We start from the raw sequence: 18,786 nt of genomic DNA on the forward strand, positions 1-18,786 counted from the left end.
GCTGGCGTTGTTCGACGTGGCTGGCGCTCTAGAGACCAGCTACGTCGAACAACGCCAGCCAGGTGTTGGAGATCGGGGGCCGGACACCCGCACCATCGGCACCTGGTGTTGTCCTGGGCCATTCAGGTGTTGTCCGGGACGAGGCAGGTGTTGGCCATCAGGCCGCAGGTGTCGTCCGTCGTGGGCGCGGCGGCTGAACTGCACCGGGCGACCGATTGGCTCTTCTTCGAGAGAAGGAGACCTCATGCCCCGCACCCCCTCACGCCTCAGCGGGCTCATCGCCCTGAGCGCCGCCATCGCCCTCGTCGCCGGATGCACCAGCGGCACCGACAGCACCATCGAATCGCCCACCAACACGGCGTCGGCCCCGTCAGTCGCAGCCTCGTCTGCGTCGGCATCACCCACGTCGTCCACGCCGAGACCCACAGTGCCACCCGCCCCCGCCGCGCTCGTCTCGGAGGCCACCACAGTCTTCCTGCACATGGCGAGCCGAGCCGAACAGGTCAAACTGGATGGCGGCTTCACCTTCGAGAAGGTGCCCCCGGAATACACCAAATACCTGATGGGCAGCGCGCTGATGAATGCCGTGATGGATGCCACCGATTGGCACCAGAATGGCTACCGCCTCGCGCGGGGCACCGAGCACCTGTACAACATCAAGACCTATCCTGCGATGGACTCCGGATCGCTCGTCGCCCTGACGGGATGCCTTGGCCAGAGCGACGACTACCGCCTGCAGGACAACACCGGCGCCGGGTGGGGCCGCAACGACGAGCAGTACATCGTCTATCTCAAGCGCGACGCCGACGGGCTGTTGAAGGTCTTCGAGTACACCACCCTTGACGTCGACTCCTGTTCACCCAGGAAAGCCAGTCCGGCCCTGGTTGCCGAGGCGGCCAAGATCTACACCGACACGTTCGCCCTCTACGAGAAGCACCTGGCTGCGGGTGGCCTGAACTACCAGGACTACTCCAAGAGCGGGTTCGAGCCGCTGCTCGCCGGCGAGGCCCGCAACCGCATCGTCTGGGAACTGGAGTACTACCGCACCAACGATGGCACCTTCGCCGCCACCGGTCAGTCCCGCCCGGGGCGGGTGACCGAGTGGCCACGCCAGCGGGGCAAGAGCTTGGTGGCCCTGACGAGTTGCTTCGACCGCTCCACCTTCACCTACACCAAGGGCAACGGGCAAGAGGTCCTCCAGGGGCCCCGCATCTATTTCGCCCACTTCACCCGTGACTCGGCGGGCAAGCTGCGGATGACCCAGCTCGAATGGATTTACGTCGACGCCTGCCAGTGAGCGGCCCAGGCACATGCCTCGCACCCACCCCGGTTCGCCCCTGACACCACCCAACCCGGCGCATCCCGCTCCCTAGGATGACCGCATGGTCGAATTCCTCTCCGGCGCGGGCAGCCTGCTCACGGCCCTGCTGAGCCTCGCGGCCCTCGCGCTGCAGACCTGGCTGCTCGGTGCCGCCGTGCGCCGGGTTCTCGGTGTGCGCACCGGCATGGTCCGCACGCTGGTGGTGACCTTGATCGGCCTGCTGGTGCTGCAGGGCATCACCACCTGGGCAGGACGCAGTGAGCATTTCATCGCCCTGGCCAGGGACTCCCCCGGTCAGGTGGCGGCCCTCGCGCTCGTTGTGGTGCTGTGGACGTTCGCTGCAGCGGCCGCCGCGCTCGTGGGCCTCGAGATCCTGGTGCCCACCGGCAGCCTGCCCGCGCCCCAGCACCTGTTCCTGGGCTGGGGTCGGCGCTGGCAGCAGGCCCGTCGCAACACCACGATCGCGGCGATCGCCGCCCGCCACGGCCTCAGCTCCCAGTTGCGGGGCTTCGGGCGGGGCCGCAGCAACCACGACGAGACCGCCCGCGCCCTGCGCAACGCCCTCAACGAGGCCGGGGTCACCTTCGTCAAGCTCGGCCAGATGCTCTCGACCCGCAGCGACCTGCTGCCCGAGCCCTACATCCGCGAGCTCAGCACCCTGCAGAACCGCGCCACCCCCATCCCGTGGTCGCAGGTCGCCACGGTCATCACCGAATCGCTGGGCCGCACCCCGGACGAGGCATTCGCCACGGTCGAGCCGAACCAGATCGCCTCGGCCTCGCTCGGGCAGGTGCACCGCGCCACCCTGCACGACGGCACCGACGTGGTCGTCAAGGTGCAGCGTCCGGGAGCGGCCGAGCAGGTCGCCACCGACCTCGCCACGTTGCAGTCGCTCGCCGGGCAGTTGCAGGCCGCCACCCGCTGGGCCCAGCGCATGGACCTGGTCAGCCTCGTCAATGGCTTCGCCACCTCCCTGCGCGAAGAGCTCAACTACACCGTCGAGGCCGCCAACACCCGCGCCATCGCCGCCGGTGTGGCGAACCACCCCCGGGTCACGGTGCCGCGCATCGAGTCCGACCTCAGCACCGACCGGGTGCTGGTGATGCAGCGCCTCGACGGCACCCCGCTCAGCCAGTCCGCCGAGCTGGTCGAATCCATCGCGCCCGAGACCCGCCGCGCCATGGCGAGCGACCTGCTCGGCGCGGTGCTCGACCAGGTGTTCCGCACCGGCACGTTCCATGCCGACCTGCACGCCGGCAACCTGATGGTCTGGCCGGACGGCCGCGTGGGTCTGCTCGACTTCGGTTCAGTCGGTCGGTTGGACGCCGCATCGCGCCAGCAGCTGGTGCAACTGCTGTTGGCCATTGACCGCGACGACCCCACCGCGGCCATGGACGTGCTGATGCTGCTGCTCGACCCACCCGAACGCGTCGACGAACGTGCGCTGCGCCGCGACCTCGGCGGACTCATCACCCAGGTGCGTGCAGGCGGCGGATCCATGGAAGTGTTCGGTTCGCTCATGGGCATCGTGGTGCGCCACGGCTTCCGTATCCCGCCGATGCTGGCTGCGGCGCTGCGGGCGCTCGGCGCCCTCGAGGGCACGCTCGGCCTGCTTGACCCGCGCCTCGACCTCGTCGCCGACGCGCGTGAATTCGGTTCGTCCATGGTCGGCGACATGACCCCGGAGACTCTCAAGCATGAGGTGACCACCCGGTTGGCGCAGATGCTGCCGCTGCTCGAGCGCATGCCCCGGTCGCTGGCCCGCATCACCGAAGACCTCGAGAACGGCAGCTTCCAGGCGCATGTGCGGTTCATTTCACACCCGGACGACCGCCGCTACGTCACGGGGCTGGTGCAACAGGTGACCGGCGCCATGCTGGCTGCGGCAGCGGTGCTCGGGGGCATCCTGCTGGTCACGACCACGAGCGGCCCGGCGTTCTTGCCCGGGGTGTCGTTGATGGCGCTGTTCGGCTACCTGCTGACCTTCGCCGGGTTCGTCCTGGCGCTGCGTGTGGTGGTGCAGATGTTCCACCGCCGCGATTGAGGTTGCGCCAAACCTGCACACGTGACACCAGTGCCAGTTCCGCAAGCGATCCAGCCGATCCCGGCTGCACACGCGACCCTGCTGCCACTTCTGCAAGATCCCGGACGAGCAAGCCCCCGGACCCAGCCCAACCCCCGGAATATCTCGACCCCTGCCCTTGTTGCCCCCACTGAAGACTGGTTGACCCGTCAACCAATTCCGATCATCACAGGGGGCCTCGTGAGCAGGATCGCAGTGCTGGGTGTGGGCAAGGTCGGCTCCGCATTGGCGCGTGCCGCCGTCGCCGCCGGCTACCAGGTCAGCGTCGCCAGTTCCGCACCCGCCAGCGAGATCGCCCTGCTCACCGAGGTCGTCATCCCCGGAGCCACCGCCCGCGACGCCGCCGATGCCGTGCGCGATGCCGACATCGTCATCGTCGCCGTGCCGCTGCACAAGCACACGACAGTCGACCCCACCATGCTCGCGGGCAAGGTCGTCGTCGACGCCATGAACTACTGGGCCCCGGTCGACGGTGCGATCGCCGCGTTCGACGACCCCGAGCAGTCCAGCAGCGAGGTCGTGGCCCAGCACTTCCACCAGTCACGCGTGGTCAAGACGTTCAACCACATCGGCTACCACGACCTCGAAGAGCAGTCGCTGCCCAAGGGCGCCCCCGGACGACGCGCGCTGCTGGTCGCCTCCGACCACCCCGAGGCGTCCGCGGCCGTCGCAGACCTGGTCGACCGGATCGGCTTCGACGCCGTCCTGGCGTGCCCGCTGGCCGCCGGCGCCGGCGTCGAGCCCGGCACCCCCATCTTCAACGGTGCCTTCACCGCCGACGGCATCCGCGAGCAGTTGGGCCTGCAGTCCGAGCTCGCTAGCTGACCAGCCGTCACGCCCCCAACGCCAGGGGCGCGGCGGCTCACTCCCCGGGTCACGACAGCGCGAACCGTTCCAGCACCTCGTAGCGACTGCCCCGGTCGGACAGGTGCGACTCGACCAGTACCAGCTCCGCAGCCCGCCACGTCCACCCCGGGAACGCGTCCACGACGTGCACCCAGCGCGTCGCATCAAACGGCTTGCGGGCCCGTCCCAGCGTCAGGTGTCCCCGGAACTTCGCGCCGTCCGGGGCCGCGCCGACGTGCGAGGCCACCCCGCGACAGGCCCCCGCCAGCACCTCGAGCGGCTCGTGGCCGACGGTGACCCCCAGCGCCAGGATCCTCGCCCGCGCAGCGTCCGGGAAGCACAACGCCCCCTCGACCCGCACCTCAAAGCCCGGCGTGCGCGCGGCCACGCCCGACAGCCCCTCGACCAGCCGGTCCACGACGTTGTCCGGCACCGCGCCCATGAAACAGGTGGTCAGGTGCCAGCCCTCCGGCGTGGTCCAGCGCCACTCACGCGCATCGGCGTCGCGCCGTGGCTCGAGCCACGTCGACAGCTGCGCCACCACCTCGTCCGGTGGCAGTACGGCGGTGAACAGGCGGGCTCCCACCCTGCGCACTCTACGCAGCACCGCACTCCCGACAACACAGGGGTAGCCTTGCCGGTGATGAACGACGTGCAGCACCCCGTAGGCCTCGAGTTCCAGTACCTCGGCTTCACCGAGAACCCGCCCCGGCTCTCGCCGTACCTGCCCATGTGGGAATACCAACGCCAGGTGCAGGCCCGCGTCGCCGCCCACGAGATCCCGAACCAGGTGCTCTATGTCGAGCACGAGCCGGTCTACACCGCCGGGCGCAAGACGTTGCCCGAGGAACGTCCGTTCGACGGCACCCCCGTCGTCGACGTCGACCGCGGCGGCAAGATCACCTGGCACGGCCCGGGCCAGCTCGTCGGTTACCCCATCGTCTTCCTGCCCGGCCAGGTCGGCGTCGTCGACTACGTGCGCCGTGTCGAAGAGGCGGTCATCCGCTACCTCGCGACCCTGGGGCTGACGACCGGACGAGTGCAGGACCGCACCGGGGTGTGGCTGGCGGCCGACGGGGTGCGCCCTGAGCGAAAAATCTGCGCCATCGGCATCAGGGTCGCCCGGCGCACCACCGTCCACGGGTTCGCGCTGAACCTGACCAACACCACCGGCGCGTTCGACAACATCATCCCGTGCGGCATCGCCGACGCGGGGGTCGCGGCCGTGCTGACCGAGCTCGGGCGCTCCCCCAGCCTCGCCGAGGCCGGCAAGGGCCTCGAGCCGTTCCTGGCCGAGATGATGGCCTTCGAGCCCTACGCTTCGTCCCCCGACCTGCACGAACTGGTCGGCTGACCCGAGCGCTGCCGCGTGGAGTAGACTCACGGGGTGACTGTTGCACCGGAGGGACGCCGCCTGCTGCGGGTAGAAGCCAAGAACTCCCAGACCCCGATCGAACGCAAACCTGAGTGGATCAAGACCACCGCGCGCATGGGGCCTGCGTACCAGGAGTTGCAAGGGCTGGTTCGGGACGAGGGACTGCACACCGTGTGCCAGGAAGCGGGTTGTCCCAACATCTTCGAATGCTGGGAAGACCGTGAGGCGACGTTCCTGATCGGTGGCGATTCCTGCACCCGCCGCTGCGACTTCTGCCAGATCGAATCGCGCAAGCCCGAGGGCTACGACCGCGGCGAACCGTTCCGTGTCGGCGAGTCGGTCAAGACGATGGGCCTGCGCTACGCCACCGTCACCGGTGTGTGCCGTGACGACCTCGAGGACGAGGGCGCATGGCTGTATTCGGAGACCATCCGCCAGATCCACGACCAGAACCCCGGCGTCGGTGTCGAGATGCTGGCCCCCGACTTCTCGGGACGCCGCGAGCTGCTGCAGCAGCTGTTCGATGCCCGTCCCGAGGTCTTCGCCCACAACGTCGAGACGGTGCCGCGCATCTTCAAGCGCATCCGTCCCGGGTTCCGCTACGACCGTTCGCTGAACGTGCTCACCATGAGCCGCGAGGCCGGCCTGGTCACCAAGTCGAACCTGATCCTGGGCATGGGCGAGACCCGTGAAGAAATCAGCCAGGCGCTGCAGGACCTGTTCGACGCCGGCACCGAGATCATCACCATCACGCAGTACCTGCGCCCCAGCTCGCTGCTGCACCCGATCGACCGCTGGGTGACCCCGCTCGAGTTCGAGGAACTCGCCGAAGAGGCGCGCGAGATCGGCTACTCGGGCGTCATGAGCGGCCCGATGGTGCGTTCGTCATACCGGGCCGGGCGCCTGTACCGTCAGGCGATGGAAGAGCGCGGCACCCCGCTGCCCGAGGGAGTTTTCATCCCCGAGCAGGTCGCGGTCTGACCCCCGTCCCCGGACGACACCCCACCCACCACCCACCCCCAGCACCACGAGGAAGAGATGGCGCGCAGCGAGAAGGCCAAAGAGCTCGAGGCCAAGCAGAAGGCCCAGGCGAAGGCCGAGAAGGAACGTCGGAAGAACTCTGACGACCCCAAGGACTGGGGGCAGGTGCGCCAGCTTGTCGAGACCTACAAGATGGCCAAGGAGTTCGACCCGGCGCTGCCGTGGTACCTCATCGGCGCGGGTCTGATCGGTGTGCTGCTGGGCGGCATCGCCGCGATCTTCCTCGAACCGTTCTGGATGTGGCTGGTGCTCGGCGTGCTGCTCGGCATCACCTTCGCGATGCTGGTCTTCCTGCGCCGGGTGAAGCGTTCGGTCTACCGCAAGTTCGAGGGCCAGGCGGGCTCGGCCGAGATCGCGCTGGGCATGCTCGACAAGAAGAAGTGGATCACCAGCCCCGCGATCGCCGCGAACAAGAGCTTCGACGTGGTGCACCGGGCACTCGGTCCGGGCGGCCTGATCCTGATCTCTGAGGGTGAGCCCACCCGGGTCAAGCAGCTGCTCGCCACCGAGGTCAAGCGCCACGAGCAGGTGGCCTACGGCGTCAAGGTCACCACCATCGCCATGGGCGACAAAGAGGGCCAGGTGCCGCTCGACAAGCTGGCCGACCACATCAAGAAGCTGCCGAAGACCATGGACGCCGCCAAGGTGGCCGAGGTCAAGCAGCGCCTGGTGGCCATCGATGCGATGCGTGCACGCATGCCCATCCCCAAGGGTCCGATCAACACCCGGGGTGCGCGCCAGGCCATGCGTGGCCGCTGAGGGTGGCACACCTTCTCGGGGCGGAAGCCCTGCACCTGGAGTTTCCCACCAAGGTCGTCTTTGATGCGGTCACGCTCGGCGTCAACGAGGGTGACCGCGTCGGCATCGTCGGCCGCAATGGCGATGGCAAGTCAAGCCTGCTCGCGATGCTCGCCGGTCGACTCGTCCCCGATTCCGGACGAGTCACCGCGCGCGGCGGCATCACGATCGGGGTGCTCGACCAGGGCGACACCCTCGACGACGACCAGACCATCGGGCAGGCGGTCGTCGGGGACACCCCCGAACACGAGTGGGCCGGCGACCCCAAGGTGCGCGACATCATCGCGGGCCTGCTGGGTGACCTGGCCTGGGACGCCCGGCTCGGTGAACTGTCCGGCGGCCAGCGCCGCCGCGTCGCCCTGGCGCGGCTGCTGGTCGGCGAGCATGACGTGCTGGCGCTCGACGAACCCACCAACCACCTCGACGTCGAGGCCATCACCTGGCTCGCGGGGCACCTGAAGCGCCGCTGGGCGCCGAACGCGGGTGGGCTGCTGGTGGTCACCCACGACCGCTGGTTCCTCGACGAGGTCGCCACCGCCACCTGGGAAGTGCACGACCGCATCGTCGAGCCCTTCGAGGGGGGCTATGCCGCCTACATCCTGCAGCGCGTCGAACGAGACCGACAGGCCGCCGCGATCGAGCAGCGCCGCCAGAACCTGGCCCGCAAAGAGCTCGCCTGGCTGCGCCGCGGTGCACCGGCCCGCACCAGCAAACCCAAGTTCCGCATCGAGGCCGCCAACGCGCTGATTGCCGATGTGCCCGAGCTGCGCAACCCCACCGAACTGCAGTCGCTGGCCGTCTCGCGGTTGGGCAAGGACGTCGTCGACCTGGTCGACGCGTCGGTCAGCTACGACGGGCGGCCGGTGCTGCGCGGCATCGAGTGGCGGCTGGCCCCCGGCGAGCGCACCGGCATCCTCGGCGTCAACGGTGCCGGCAAGTCCACGCTGCTGGGGCTCGTCGCGGGCAACATCACCCCCACCGGTGGGCGCGTCAAACGCGGCAGCACCGTCAAGGTGGCCACGCTGAGCCAGCGCATGGACGAGCTGGACGAGCACCTCGATGAGCCCGTCCGCACCATCATCGGCCGGCTGCGCACCACGTACACCTTCGGCACCGGTTCGAAGGCCGCGGAGCTCACCCCGGGCCAGCTGCTGGAACGGCTGGGTTTCTCGTCCGCACAACTGTCGACGCCCGTCAAGGATCTGTCGGGTGGGCAGCAGCGGCGGCTGCAGTTGCTGATGATCCTGCTCGACCAGCCGAACGTGCTGATCCTCGACGAGCCCACGAACGACCTCGACACCGACATGCTCGCCGCGCTCGAAGACCTGCTCGACTCGTGGCCGGGCACGCTGGTGGTCGTCTCGCACGACCGCTACTTCCTCGAGCGGGTGACCGACCAGCAGTACGCGATCGTCGGTGGGCGGCTGCGGCACCTGCCCGGGGGCGTGGACGAGTACCTGCGCCTGCGTGAGGCCGAACAGGCGGCGCCTGTCGCGCGGGTCGCGCCCGAACCTGCACCGCAGGTGGCCACCTCGGGATTGTCCAGCGCCGAACTGCGCACCGCCCAGAAGGAACTCGCGGCCACCGAACGCAAGATGGACCGGCTGTCCCAGCAGGTCACCGACGCCCAGAACGCCCTGGCCGACCACGACCCGTCCGACTACGTGGGGCTGGCGGCCGAGATGGCGCGGATCGGTGAACTCGAAGCTGAACTGCGTGAGCTCGAAGAACGCTGGTACGAGCTCAGCGAGACCGTCGAATAGGGGCTGGAGCCCGGCGACATAGGCTGGCCACTGAGGAGGACACCACATGCCCATCACCATCAAGGCCCTGCAGAAGTCGGGCCCGACCGCACCGTTCCAGGTGACCACGATCGAGCGTCGCGACCCGCGCAGCGACGACGTGGTCATTGACATCAAGGCGGCAGGCATCTGCCACAGCGACATCCACACCATCCGCAACGAGTGGGGCCCGGCCCACTTCCCGCTGGCCGTCGGCCACGAGATCGCCGGTGTCGTCTCGGCTGTCGGTGACGCCGTGACCCGCTGGCAGGTCGGCGACCGTGTCGGCGTCGGCTGCATGGTCAACTCCTGCGGCGAGTGCGAGATGTGCCGACAGGGGTATGAGAACTTCTGCCTGAACGGGTCGATCGGCACGTACGACGTCGAGGATGTCGACGGCACCATCACCCAGGGCGGCTATTCCGAGAAGGTCGTCGTCAACGAGCGGTTCGTCTGCCGCATCCCGGACGCGCTCGAGCTCGACGAGGCCGCCCCGCTGCTGTGCGCCGGCATCACGACCTACTCCCCCATTGCCCGCTGGGACGTCAGGCAGGGCCAGAAGGTCGCCATCCTGGGGCTCGGCGGTCTTGGCCACATGGGCGTCCAGATCGCCGCGGCGAAGGGCGCCGACGTCACGGTGCTGTCGCGGACGCTGAAGAAGGCCGAGGTGGCGAAAGATCTCGGTGCCGCCCGCACGCTCTCGACCACCGAGGACGGCTTCTTCGAGCAGCATGCGGGTGAGTTCGACTTCATCCTGAACACCATCAGCGCCGAGATCGACCTGGGCAAGTACCTGAAGCTGCTGAAGCCGTTCGGTGTGATGGCGGTCGTCGGGGCACCGCCCGAGGCAATGCAGATCCGGGCAGGCAGCCTGATCGGCGGCAACAAGGTGCTGACGGGCTCGAACATCGGCGGCATCGCCGAGACCCAGCAGATGCTCGACTTCTGCGCCGAGCACGGGCTGGCCGCGCGCATCGAGAAGATCGGTGTCGACGAGGTCGATGCGGCCTATGACCGGGTCGTTGCCGGCGACGTGATGTTCCGGTTCGTCATCGACACCTCGACGTTCTGAGCGGGACCTCGGCTCGTCTGAGGAACAAGCAGCGCCCAGCAGTGTGCATCGACCGGGCCGAAAACGGCTGGAACGGGCTGAATCGGTCCGGTCGATGCACGCTGCTGGGCCAGTTCATCCCACCCGCCTGACGAACACCACGCTGTCGACCAGGTGCGCCGGGTTGCCATCGGGGCCGGTGGCCTGCCGCTCGCGGGTCTCGCAGACCAGCACCTGCCATTCGTCCGGGTCGAGCCGCAACGCTGCCAGGTCGCCCTGCGGCGTCGGGAAGATGCGCCCATGCTGGTGGTGATGGTTCGACCACGGCGGCGCCTCGGCGTGGGCGACGACCAGCAGGTGGCCGCCGGGTGCAACAAAGCCGGTGGCCCGGTGCAGGATCTCGTCGCGTGGCAGCTCGGCCGGCCAGGACTGCAGGAACGAGGCCGTCACCAGGTCGTAGGTAACGGGTGCCACCCAGGTGGCGAGGTCGGCAGCCTCGAGCCGCACGGCCCCGTCCGGGATGCCTGCTGCCCCGGCTGCGGCTCGTCCCCGGGCCACGGCGGTGGGTGACAGGTCGACGCCGGTCACCTGCCAGCCGCGCCCGGCCAGCCAGATCACGTCGCCACCCTCGCCGCAGCCCAGGTCGAGCGCAGTGCCCGGCGTGAGGTCGGCGGCGAACTGGGCGAGGGTGGCGTTGACCCGACCAGACCAGACGCCGGGCCCGTCGGCGTAGCGCTGCTCCCAGAACTCTGCGGCGGTGCTCATGCGCCCGCCAGTTCGAAGTCCTGGTCGACGAGCCAGCCGTTCGCCACGGCGCCGGCCATGGCACCGGCGGCCATGGCCACGGGCACGTTGGCCATCGGGTTCACCACATTGCCGGCGGCCCAGATGCGTTCATGGCTCGTGTGCCCGGAGGGGTCCACGGCGATGAAGCTGCCCAGCCCGGGCATCTCGGCGCGGGTCAGACCCAGGTCGGCGACGCAGTCGTCGTGCGGTATCGGCAGGCCAAAGGTGAACAGGGCGTCGATCGCGACCGTTCGGCCGTCGTGGGTGCGCACGCCCGTGATGCGCCCGCCCTCGGCAAGCACCTCGGCTGCCGGCGACTCCACGACCTCGACGCCGCGGGCGGCCAGCCTGGCCCGCTCGGCCGTGTCGAGCTCGCCGGCAGCGGCGCTGAACAACACGACATCGTCGCTCCACTGGCGCACCATGTGGGCCTGGTGCAGCGACATCGGCGAGACGGCCAGCACGCCCAGCCGCTGGTCGCGCACCTCCCATCCGTGGCAATAGGGGCAATGCAGCACGTCGGTGCCCCAGTGCGCGGCGAGGCCCGGCACGGGCGCCAACTGGTCGGTGATGCCGGTGGCCAGCACCAGCGCCCTCGTCCGTTCGCGGCGCTCGCCATCGGCCGTGTTGATGCCCACCAGCAGTCCGTCGGCAGCTTCGTCGGTCACATGCGTCGCGGTGCCGTGGACGAATTCCACGCCGTAACCGGTGCATTCGTCCCGGCCCTGGCGCACCAGGTCACCCGGGGAGCGGCCCTCATGGCCGAGCACTCCGTGCATGTGCTCGGCGAAGCGGTTGCGGGGCTGGCCTGCGTCGACCACGAGCACGCGGCGGCGGGCTCGTCCGAGCATCAGGGCGGTCGAGAGGCCGGCGGCGCTGCCGCCGACGACGATGACGTCCCAGGGCGGCGAAGGTTGGTGAGTGGTCATGCCTCAAGTGGACCCCGCGGTTGACCGTTGTGCAAGACTTCTTGCGGAATCAGCAAACACCGGGAGGAAACCCATGCGTGACGAACTCGCCCAGGTGGGCCCACGATTGCGCGCGGCGCGCATGGAGCGCGGCTGGACGCTCGAGGACCTGGCCTCACGTGCCGGCATGTCGGCCAGCACCCTGTCACGGCTTGAATCGGGCAAGCGCCAGGCCAGCCTCGAACTGCTGCTGCCGCTCACCCGGCACCTGGGCATCCGCGTCGACGACCTGGTCACCATGGCTGCCCCTGACCCGCGGGTGCGCCGCCCCGTGATCCGGCGAGATGGTCTGGTCATCGCCCCGCTCGCCCCCGAGGGCTCGCCCGTGCACACCTACAAGATCACCTACCCACCCGTGGACGACCTGCCCTCGCTCAAGGTGCACGACGGCTATGAATGGCTGTATGTGATCTCGGGACGCCTGCGGCTGCGGCTCGGGGAACAGGACCTGGTGCTCACCAGCGGCGAGGCAGCCGAGTTCGACACCCGCACACCCCACGCGATGTCGGCGGCAGGCGGACGACCCGCGCAGGTGATCAGCATCTTCAACGATGACGGCGTGCGCATGCACACGCACGCCGTCACCGCGCAGCCGCAGGATTGAGCGACCGACCTATTCCGTGGGCACGCCCTCGACCAACCGGTTGAGCAGCCGGGTGAAGTGGTCGATCTCGTCGACCCCGAAGCCGGCGAGCCCGTCGGCCAGCAGCTGGCTGAATGGCGCCCGCGCCTCGGCGATCGACGCCTTGGTGGCCTCGGGCACCGCGACCAGTCGCACCCTGGCATCAGTCGGGTCAGCGGTGCGGACGACCAGCCCGCGGCCCTCGAGGTCGGTGACGGCCCTGCTGACCTGGCCCTTGTCGGCCACGAGGTGGTCGGCGACGGCCGACACGGGGACGGGCCCGAGGCGATCGATGGTGGTGAGCACCTTGAACGTGAATGGCAGCATGCCCGGCGAGAACTTCTCGCAGGCATCACGGTAGTAGTCACGCACCCGGCGGCCGAACTGGTCCATGGCCATCTCGAGTCGCCGGACCGCCACATCACGGTCCGGCGACTGCAGGTCGAGCACCTCATTCATCGCTGCGACACTACCTGCGGCTCGGGCTCAGCCTCAGCATCGCCCAGCTCGGCGACCCGCTCGGTGGCGGTCTTGCTGGTCAGCGGCTCATTGGGCAGGGCCAGGATCGCCACCAGGCTGACGATCGCCAGCGGCACACCTACCCAGAATGCGGTGGTGATGCCACCGGCATAGGCCTGCTCGAAAATCACCCGCAGCGCGGGCGGCATGTCGGCCACGCGGGGCACGGCACCGCTCGACAGCTGCTGGGTCCAGTAGCCGGCCTGGTCTCCCAGGCCCCGCAGTGCGGCACCGATCGCGGGACGAGCCTCGCCGATCAGGTGGGCGGTCTGGTTGGCCATCACCGCACCCATGACCGAGACACCGATGGTGCCACCCAGGCTGCGGAAGAACGCCACCCCCGAGCTGGCGACACCGATCTGGTCAGGGCGCGAGGTGTTCTGCACCACCAGCACCAGGTTCTGCATGGTCATGCCGACACCGGCGCCCATCAGCAGCATGTACAGCGAGACCAGCCCGAAGTTGGTGTCGTACTCGATCGTGGTGAGCAGGTACGACCCGGCGATCAGCAGCACGGAACCAGCCACGACATAGGGCTTCCACCTGCCGGTGCGGGTGATCAGCTGGCCGACGATCATCGAGCTGGCCAGCACCCCGATCATCATGGGGGTGGTCATCAGCCCGGCCTTCGTGGGCGAGGCGCCACGCGCCAGCTGCATGTACTGGCTCAGGAACACCGAGGCACCGAACATCGCAATGCCGGTGGCGATCGAGGCCACCACGCTCAGTGTGAAGGTGCGGTTGGCGAACAGGTTCAGCGGGATCAACGGGTCTTCGGCACGCAGTTCGACGAACACGAACGCCACCGCCGCGACCAGGGCCAGGCCGACCATCCACACGGTCGTGGCCGACCACCAGCCGTAGTCACTGCCGGCATTGGTCACCCAGATCAGCAGCAACGCGACGCTCACCGACAGCAACACGATGCCCAGGTAGTCGATCGACACCTTGCGCTTCTCGCCCTTGGGCAGGTGCAGCGTCGACTGCACGATCACGAGCGCCACGATGGCGACGGGCAGTGCCACGAAGAAGTTCCAGCGCCAGCCCCAGCCGTCGGTGATCACGCCGCCGAGCAGCGGCCCACCAACGGTGGCCAGTGCCATGACTCCGCCGAACAGGCCCATGTAGCGGCCACGGTCACGCGGACTGATGATGTCGGCCATGATCACCTGGCTGAGGGCCGCCAGGCCACCGGCGCCGATGCCCTGCACGGCGCGGGACGCGATCAGCATCTCGGGGTTCTGCGCGAACCCGGCCGTGGCGCTTGCCAGCACGAAAATCACGATTGAGAGCTGGTAGAGCATCTTGCGGCTGAACAGGTCGGCCAGCTTGCCCCAGATCGGGGTCGAGATGGCGTTGGTCAGCAGCATCGCCGTGACCACCCAGGTGTAGTCGCGCTCATCACCCTGCAGGTCGTGGATGATCACGGGCAGCGAGCTGCCCACCACGGTCGAGGCGAGCATCGAGACGAACATGCCGAGCAACAGGCCCGACAACGCCTCGAGCACCCCGCGTTGTTGTTTCTGGGTCACAGGAGTCTTCTTTCACAGCACGCGGCGCCACGCTCACGACAAGTCCATGACTCCGGTCAACATTTGACGTTGGTCAACAATACGCCGATGGTTGACCCGAGTCAAACAGATCGTGACATCCATCACCCGCGGCCCTACGCTGGGGCCATGGGCACCATCGCAGCCCGGACTGCTGAGTTCCGACGACTCCACGAGGCAGGCTGCTTCGTCATGCCGAACCCCTGGGATGTCGGCAGCGCCCGGCTGCTCGCGGGCATGGGGTTCGCCGCACTGGCCACCACCAGCGCAGGGTTCGCCTGGACGACCGGCAAACCCGACAACACCCTCACCCTGGACGAGGCCCTCGCCCACCTGCAGCTCGTGGCCGCAGCCACCCATGCGCCCCTCAATGCCGACTTCCAGAACGGCTATGCCCTCGACCCCGGTGACCTCGTCGAGAACGTCACCCGGGCATGCGGAACGGGCATCGCCGGGTTGTCCATCGAGGACTACTCGGGCGACCCCGCCGCTCCGCTGCTCGAGTTCGACTTCGCCGTCGAGCGCATCCGCGCTGCGCGGGCCGCGATCGACGACAGCGGCACTGGCGTCGTCCTGACGGCGCGTACCGAGGGGTTCGTGTGGGACCAGCCCGACCTGGACGAGGCCATCCGGCGGCTGGTGGCCTTCGCCGAGGCGGGGGCGGACTGCCTGTACGTGCCACGGATCACCTCGCACCACGACGTGGCTGCCGTGGTCTCGGCAGTGGCCCCCAAACCGGTGAACCTGCTGGTCAACAAGCCGTTCATCACCGCAGCACAGGCCGCCGAGCTGGGCGTGCGGCGCATCAGCACGGGCGGTGTGCTGGCGAGGACCGCATGGAAGGCATTCCTGGCTGCGGCCGGCGAACTCGCCCGCGACGGCACGGTGTCGGGCTTCGTCGACCTGCCCGACGTCGATGCCCTGCTCTCAGCCCCCTGAGCCGGCATAGACCGTCAGCACCTGCCCGGTGACGGCCTGGGGGCTGAACCGCTCCCCCGCCTGCCGCGACAGTTCCCCGGACGACCACCGCCCCGCAGTGATCCCGGCGCACAACTCGCCCAGCCCGGACGCGATCGCGTCGGGGTCGTCGGAGACGAGCACACCGTTGTCGTCACCCACGAAGTCCTCGGGCCCACCGCAACGAGTGGCCAGCACGGGCAGGCCGGCCGCCAGCGCCTCGGCCCAGACCATGCCGAACGTCTCGGCATGGCTCGCCAGCGCAAACCCCGTGGCCCGTGCATACTCGGCCGCCATCTGCTCGCGGCTGAGTCGGCCGGTGAACCGCACCCGGTCACTGATGCCCAGCTGCCCGGTGAGTGCTTCGAGCGCCGCGCGTTCCGGGCCCTGGCCAATGACGGTCAAGGTGGCCGCAGCCGGTGCGACAGCAGCAAACGCCCGCAACAGCCCGTCGATGTTCTTGCGGGCGATCAGGTTGCCGCACGTGACCAGCCGCACCCCCGGCTCGCGGGTGGCCGCTGCGACCGGGGCGAACGTGTCGACGTCGATCATGTCGGGGACGACCTGGGCGGTGATGCCGAACTCCCGCTCGATGGTCGCCGCCAGGGGGCTGCTGACGGCGAGCACGGCCGCCGCCCGCCCATAGACGGCCCGACCCAGGTCGCGCACTTCGGCATCGATCGCGCCGCTCAACCGCGACCAGTGCTCGGTCACCACCAGCGGCGTGCCACGCACCAGCCGAGCCCCGGCAAGGGGCGCCGTCCACGCCAGGAAGTGGCCGTGCACCACCTCGGGACGTCCATGACGACGCACCGCCGCGCCCAACAGCACGTCCCACAGCCGCCGCATCACTGCCAGCTTCAACCGGTGCGGCAACCGCCCCAGAGGTGCATTCAGCGTCACGGTCGGGACGCCGCCCGTCTCGCCATGCACCAGCCCCCAACGGCGCCAGCGGCGCAGCGAACGCACATCAAGGCCGCAATAGACCACCTGCCGGCCGGCATCGTGCAGCGCGCGGGTCTGGTCGAGCTCGAAGAGCCCCAGCAGCGGCGCGTCCGGGGTGGGCACACCGCGACCACACACGATGATCATGCGCGGTTCACGATCATCGCCGGTTCACCACGACCGTGCCGAGCATCAGGTCGGCGGCATTGCGCCGGTCCATGCCCACGATCAACATCGGCACGACAAGGCACTTCAGCGCGCTGCGCAGCACCGCCTGCCACCACACCAGCGGGCGTCCGTCCACCCGCACGACGGCGACACGGGCCACCACCTGGCCGAACGACCCGCCGACGAACGCCGTCAGGATCGCGGCCTCCACGAAGAAGATGACCAGCGGCATCTGCGCCGTCCAGGTGGATTCGCGCATCACGCTGGTGCCGAATGACGCAATCGCGACGACCAGGCAGGCCGCCCAGTCGATCAGAAGCGCGGCCACACGGGCACGCCACGTCGCCAACGAACCGCGTCCGGTTTCGGGCAGGCCGAGCCGTTCCCCGGGGTAGCTGGGGGATTCTTCGACATGGGCGCTCGGCATGCCCCTAGGCTAGCCCGAGGGTGTTACACGACCGAAACATGGCCGACACTGTCGGGCAATCCGGTGCGACTACCTTCAGGGAAAACGTTCGAAAACGATGGAGGGAACCATGTTCCAGGGAGCTGACGACCTGCTCGCCTACATCCGCGATGAGGGTGTCGAGATGGTCGACATCCGCTTCTGCGACCTGCCCGGTGTGATGCAGCACTTCACGGTGCCTGCGGGCTCGTTCGATCAGGCAGTCTTCGAGGACGGCCTGTCGTTCGACGGGTCGTCGATCACGGGTTTCCAGAAGATCCACGAGTCGGACATGGCGCTGCTCCCCGACCCGACCAGCGCCTTCATCGACCCCTTCCGCGATGCCAAGACGCTGGTGGTCAACTTCTTCGTGCACGACCCGATCACCAAGGAGCCCTACAGCCGCGACCCGCGCAACATCGCTCGCAAGGCTGAGGAATACCTGCGGAGCACCGGCATCGCCGACACCGCCTTCTTCGCCCCCGAGGCCGAGTTCTACGTCTTCGACGACGTGCGCTACGAGACCAAGGCGAACGGCTCCTACTACGCGATCGATTCCGAGGCAGCTGCCTGGAACACCGGCCGCGCCGAGGACGGCGGCAACCGCGGCTACAAGGTCAAGTACAAGGGCGGCTACTTCCCGGTCAGCCCCACCGACCACTTCGCCGACCTGCGCGACAACATCGTCAAGGTGCTCGAGAACAGCGGCCTGATCATCGAGCGCGCCCACCACGAGGTCGGCACCGCCGGCCAGGCCGAGATCAACTGGCGTTTCGACACCATGCTGACAAGCGCCGACGACGTGATGAAGTTCAAGTACATCGTCAAGAACGTGGCCTGGGAGGCCGGCAAGACCGCCACCTTCATGCCGAAGCCGATCTTCGGCGACAACGGCTCGGGCATGCACGTGCACAGCTCGCTGTGGGAAAACGGCGTCCCGCTGTTCTATGACGAGAACGGCTACGCCGGGCTCTCCGACCTGGCCCGCTGGTACATCGGCGGCATCCTGGCCCACGCCCCGGCGCTGCTGGCCTTCACCAACCCGTCGGTGAACTCCTACCACCGCCTGGTGCCGGGCTTCGAGGCCCCCGTCAACCTGGTCTACAGCCAGCGCAACCGCTCGGCCTGCATGCGCATCCCGATCACCGGTTCGAACCCGAAGGCCAAGCGCGTCGAGTTCCGCTGCCCCGACCCGTCGTCGAACCCCTACCTGGCGTTCGCCGCGATGCTGCTGGCCGGCCTCGACGGCATCCAGAACAAGATCGAGCCCCCGGCCCCGATCGACAAGGACCTCTACGAACTGCCCCCCGAGGAGCACGCCCAGGTCAACCAGGTGCCGGCCGACCTGTCCGAGGTGCTCGATGCGCTCGAGGCGGACCACGAGTTCCTGCTCGCAGGCGACGTGTTCACCCCCGACCTGATCGAGACGTGGATCGAGCTCAAGCGCGCCGAGGTTGACGCCCTGCGCCAGCGCCCGCACCCCTACGAGTTCGACCTGTACTTCAGCATCTGAGCTCACCCAGTGCAATG

At 68.7% G+C, this 18,786-nt stretch carries 18 protein-coding genes; 11 read left to right on the plus strand and 7 right to left on the minus strand.

Annotated elements, in window-relative coordinates; genetic code table 11:
- Positions 1-244: 244 nt before the first annotated feature.
- The 3 genes from ACQCX5_RS03910 to ACQCX5_RS03920 all read left to right on the plus strand — a co-directional run bounded on the left by ACQCX5_RS03910 (position 245) and on the right by ACQCX5_RS03920 (position 4,229).
- Positions 245-1,297, plus strand: coding sequence for a hypothetical protein (locus ACQCX5_RS03910; protein WP_434540660.1), 1,053 nt, complete (start codon positions 245-247; stop codon positions 1,295-1,297).
- Positions 1,298-1,382: 85 nt separating this feature from the next.
- Positions 1,383-3,365 (plus strand): ABC1 kinase family protein, encoded by a 1,983-nt coding sequence (locus ACQCX5_RS03915; protein WP_434540661.1) that lies wholly within the window; start codon positions 1,383-1,385, stop codon positions 3,363-3,365.
- 219 nt (positions 3,366-3,584) lie between these two features.
- Positions 3,585-4,229 (plus strand): NADPH-dependent F420 reductase, encoded by a 645-nt coding sequence (locus tag ACQCX5_RS03920; RefSeq protein ID WP_434540662.1) that lies wholly within the window; start codon positions 3,585-3,587, stop codon positions 4,227-4,229.
- A 49-nt stretch (positions 4,230-4,278) separates the two neighbouring features.
- Here the strand turns inward: ACQCX5_RS03920 and thpR are convergent, their stop codons facing one another.
- Positions 4,279-4,836, minus strand: coding sequence for an RNA 2',3'-cyclic phosphodiesterase (gene thpR / locus ACQCX5_RS03925; protein ID WP_434540663.1), 558 nt, complete (start codon positions 4,834-4,836; stop codon positions 4,279-4,281).
- A gap of 57 nt (positions 4,837-4,893) precedes the next feature.
- Between thpR and lipB the strand changes: the two genes are divergently transcribed.
- From lipB to ACQCX5_RS03950, 5 genes are read left to right on the plus strand one after another with little or no spacing between them, the layout of a single operon-like run.
- Positions 4,894-5,604 (plus strand): lipoyl(octanoyl) transferase LipB, encoded by a 711-nt coding sequence (gene lipB / locus ACQCX5_RS03930; RefSeq protein WP_434540664.1) that lies wholly within the window; start codon positions 4,894-4,896, stop codon positions 5,602-5,604.
- Between the two features lie 33 nt (positions 5,605-5,637).
- Positions 5,638-6,606: a lipoyl synthase gene (gene lipA / locus ACQCX5_RS03935; RefSeq protein ID WP_434540665.1), complete on the plus strand. Its 969-nt coding sequence runs from the start codon at positions 5,638-5,640 to the stop codon at positions 6,604-6,606.
- 57 nt (positions 6,607-6,663) lie between these two features.
- Positions 6,664-7,425, plus strand: a complete 762-nt coding sequence (locus ACQCX5_RS03940) for a DUF4191 domain-containing protein (RefSeq protein ID WP_434540666.1) — start codon at positions 6,664-6,666, stop codon at positions 7,423-7,425.
- A gap of 2 nt (positions 7,426-7,427) precedes the next feature.
- Positions 7,428-9,227: an ABC-F family ATP-binding cassette domain-containing protein gene (locus ACQCX5_RS03945; RefSeq protein WP_434540667.1), complete on the plus strand. Its 1,800-nt coding sequence runs from the start codon at positions 7,428-7,430 to the stop codon at positions 9,225-9,227.
- Positions 9,228-9,273: 46 nt separating this feature from the next.
- The gene (locus ACQCX5_RS03950; protein ID WP_434540668.1) at positions 9,274-10,317 is read left to right on the plus strand and encodes an NAD(P)-dependent alcohol dehydrogenase; all 1,044 of its coding nucleotides are present in this window, start codon (positions 9,274-9,276) and stop codon (positions 10,315-10,317) included.
- 114 nt (positions 10,318-10,431) lie between these two features.
- On the opposite strand, the gene ACQCX5_RS03955 is transcribed toward ACQCX5_RS03950, so the two are convergent.
- Positions 10,432-11,061: a class I SAM-dependent methyltransferase gene (locus ACQCX5_RS03955; RefSeq protein WP_434540669.1), complete on the minus strand. Its 630-nt coding sequence runs from the start codon at positions 11,059-11,061 to the stop codon at positions 10,432-10,434.
- Positions 11,058-12,011, minus strand: coding sequence for an NAD(P)/FAD-dependent oxidoreductase (locus tag ACQCX5_RS03960; RefSeq protein WP_434540670.1), 954 nt, complete (start codon positions 12,009-12,011; stop codon positions 11,058-11,060). The genes ACQCX5_RS03955 and ACQCX5_RS03960 overlap by 4 nt, the downstream gene beginning before the upstream one ends.
- Positions 12,012-12,084: 73 nt before the next feature.
- Here ACQCX5_RS03960 and ACQCX5_RS03965 point away from each other — a divergent pair, with 73 nt between their 5' ends.
- Positions 12,085-12,654 carry a helix-turn-helix domain-containing protein gene (locus tag ACQCX5_RS03965; RefSeq protein WP_434540671.1) on the plus strand — a complete coding sequence of 190 codons (570 nt, stop codon included), beginning with the start codon at positions 12,085-12,087 and terminating at the stop codon, positions 12,652-12,654.
- Between the two features lie 9 nt (positions 12,655-12,663).
- Here the strand turns inward: ACQCX5_RS03965 and ACQCX5_RS03970 are convergent, their stop codons facing one another.
- The gene (locus tag ACQCX5_RS03970; RefSeq protein WP_434540672.1) at positions 12,664-13,131 is read right to left on the minus strand and encodes a MarR family winged helix-turn-helix transcriptional regulator; all 468 of its coding nucleotides are present in this window, start codon (positions 13,129-13,131) and stop codon (positions 12,664-12,666) included.
- Positions 13,128-14,723 carry a DHA2 family efflux MFS transporter permease subunit gene (locus ACQCX5_RS03975; protein WP_434540673.1) on the minus strand — a complete coding sequence of 532 codons (1,596 nt, stop codon included), beginning with the start codon at positions 14,721-14,723 and terminating at the stop codon, positions 13,128-13,130. The genes ACQCX5_RS03970 and ACQCX5_RS03975 overlap by 4 nt, the downstream gene beginning before the upstream one ends.
- Positions 14,724-14,870: 147 nt before the next feature.
- Between ACQCX5_RS03975 and ACQCX5_RS03980 the strand changes: the two genes are divergently transcribed.
- Positions 14,871-15,680 (plus strand): isocitrate lyase/PEP mutase family protein, encoded by an 810-nt coding sequence (locus tag ACQCX5_RS03980; RefSeq protein ID WP_434540674.1) that lies wholly within the window; start codon positions 14,871-14,873, stop codon positions 15,678-15,680.
- Here the strand turns inward: ACQCX5_RS03980 and ACQCX5_RS03985 are convergent.
- Together ACQCX5_RS03985 and ACQCX5_RS03990 are read right to left on the minus strand one after the other, a co-directional pair.
- The gene (locus ACQCX5_RS03985) at positions 15,669-16,790 is read right to left on the minus strand and encodes a glycosyltransferase (RefSeq protein WP_434540675.1); all 1,122 of its coding nucleotides are present in this window, start codon (positions 16,788-16,790) and stop codon (positions 15,669-15,671) included. The genes ACQCX5_RS03980 and ACQCX5_RS03985 overlap by 12 nt on opposite strands.
- Before the next feature lie 13 nt (positions 16,791-16,803).
- Positions 16,804-17,238 carry an RDD family protein gene (locus tag ACQCX5_RS03990; RefSeq protein ID WP_434540676.1) on the minus strand — a complete coding sequence of 145 codons (435 nt, stop codon included), beginning with the start codon at positions 17,236-17,238 and terminating at the stop codon, positions 16,804-16,806.
- Positions 17,239-17,347: 109 nt separating this feature from the next.
- Here ACQCX5_RS03990 and glnA point away from each other — a divergent pair, with 109 nt between their 5' ends.
- Positions 17,348-18,769 (plus strand): type I glutamate--ammonia ligase, encoded by a 1,422-nt coding sequence (gene glnA, locus ACQCX5_RS03995; protein ID WP_434540677.1) that lies wholly within the window; start codon positions 17,348-17,350, stop codon positions 18,767-18,769.
- Positions 18,770-18,786: the final 17 nt, after the last annotated feature.

It is taken from the genome of Aestuariimicrobium sp. G57 (genome assembly GCF_050110855.1).
GTDB lineage: Bacteria > Actinomycetota > Actinomycetes > Propionibacteriales > Propionibacteriaceae > Aestuariimicrobium.

Bases quoted from the DNA above. Each gene is read 5' to 3' on its own strand.
- ACQCX5_RS03950 (WP_434540668.1), top strand. From the start codon at position 9,274: ATGCCCATCACCATCAAGGCCCTGCAGAAGTCGGGCCCGACCGCACCG.
- lipB (WP_434540664.1), top strand. From the start codon at position 4,894: ATGAACGACGTGCAGCACCCCGTAGGCCTCGAGTTCCAGTACCTCGGC.
- ACQCX5_RS03940 (WP_434540666.1), top strand. From the start codon at position 6,664: ATGGCGCGCAGCGAGAAGGCCAAAGAGCTCGAGGCCAAGCAGAAGGCC.
- ACQCX5_RS03970 (WP_434540672.1), bottom strand. From the start codon at position 13,131: ATGAATGAGGTGCTCGACCTGCAGTCGCCGGACCGTGATGTGGCGGTC.
- ACQCX5_RS03960 (WP_434540670.1), bottom strand. From the start codon at position 12,011: ATGACCACTCACCAACCTTCGCCGCCCTGGGACGTCATCGTCGTCGGC.
- ACQCX5_RS03915 (WP_434540661.1), top strand. From the start codon at position 1,383: ATGGTCGAATTCCTCTCCGGCGCGGGCAGCCTGCTCACGGCCCTGCTG.
- ACQCX5_RS03990 (WP_434540676.1), bottom strand. From the start codon at position 17,238: ATGCCGAGCGCCCATGTCGAAGAATCCCCCAGCTACCCCGGGGAACGG.
- ACQCX5_RS03910 (WP_434540660.1), top strand. From the start codon at position 245: ATGCCCCGCACCCCCTCACGCCTCAGCGGGCTCATCGCCCTGAGCGCC.
- ACQCX5_RS03955 (WP_434540669.1), bottom strand. From the start codon at position 11,061: ATGAGCACCGCCGCAGAGTTCTGGGAGCAGCGCTACGCCGACGGGCCC.
- ACQCX5_RS03965 (WP_434540671.1), top strand. From the start codon at position 12,085: ATGCGTGACGAACTCGCCCAGGTGGGCCCACGATTGCGCGCGGCGCGC.
- ACQCX5_RS03980 (WP_434540674.1), top strand. From the start codon at position 14,871: ATGGGCACCATCGCAGCCCGGACTGCTGAGTTCCGACGACTCCACGAG.
- ACQCX5_RS03985 (WP_434540675.1), bottom strand. From the start codon at position 16,790: ATGATCATCGTGTGTGGTCGCGGTGTGCCCACCCCGGACGCGCCGCTG.
- glnA (WP_434540677.1), top strand. From the start codon at position 17,348: ATGTTCCAGGGAGCTGACGACCTGCTCGCCTACATCCGCGATGAGGGT.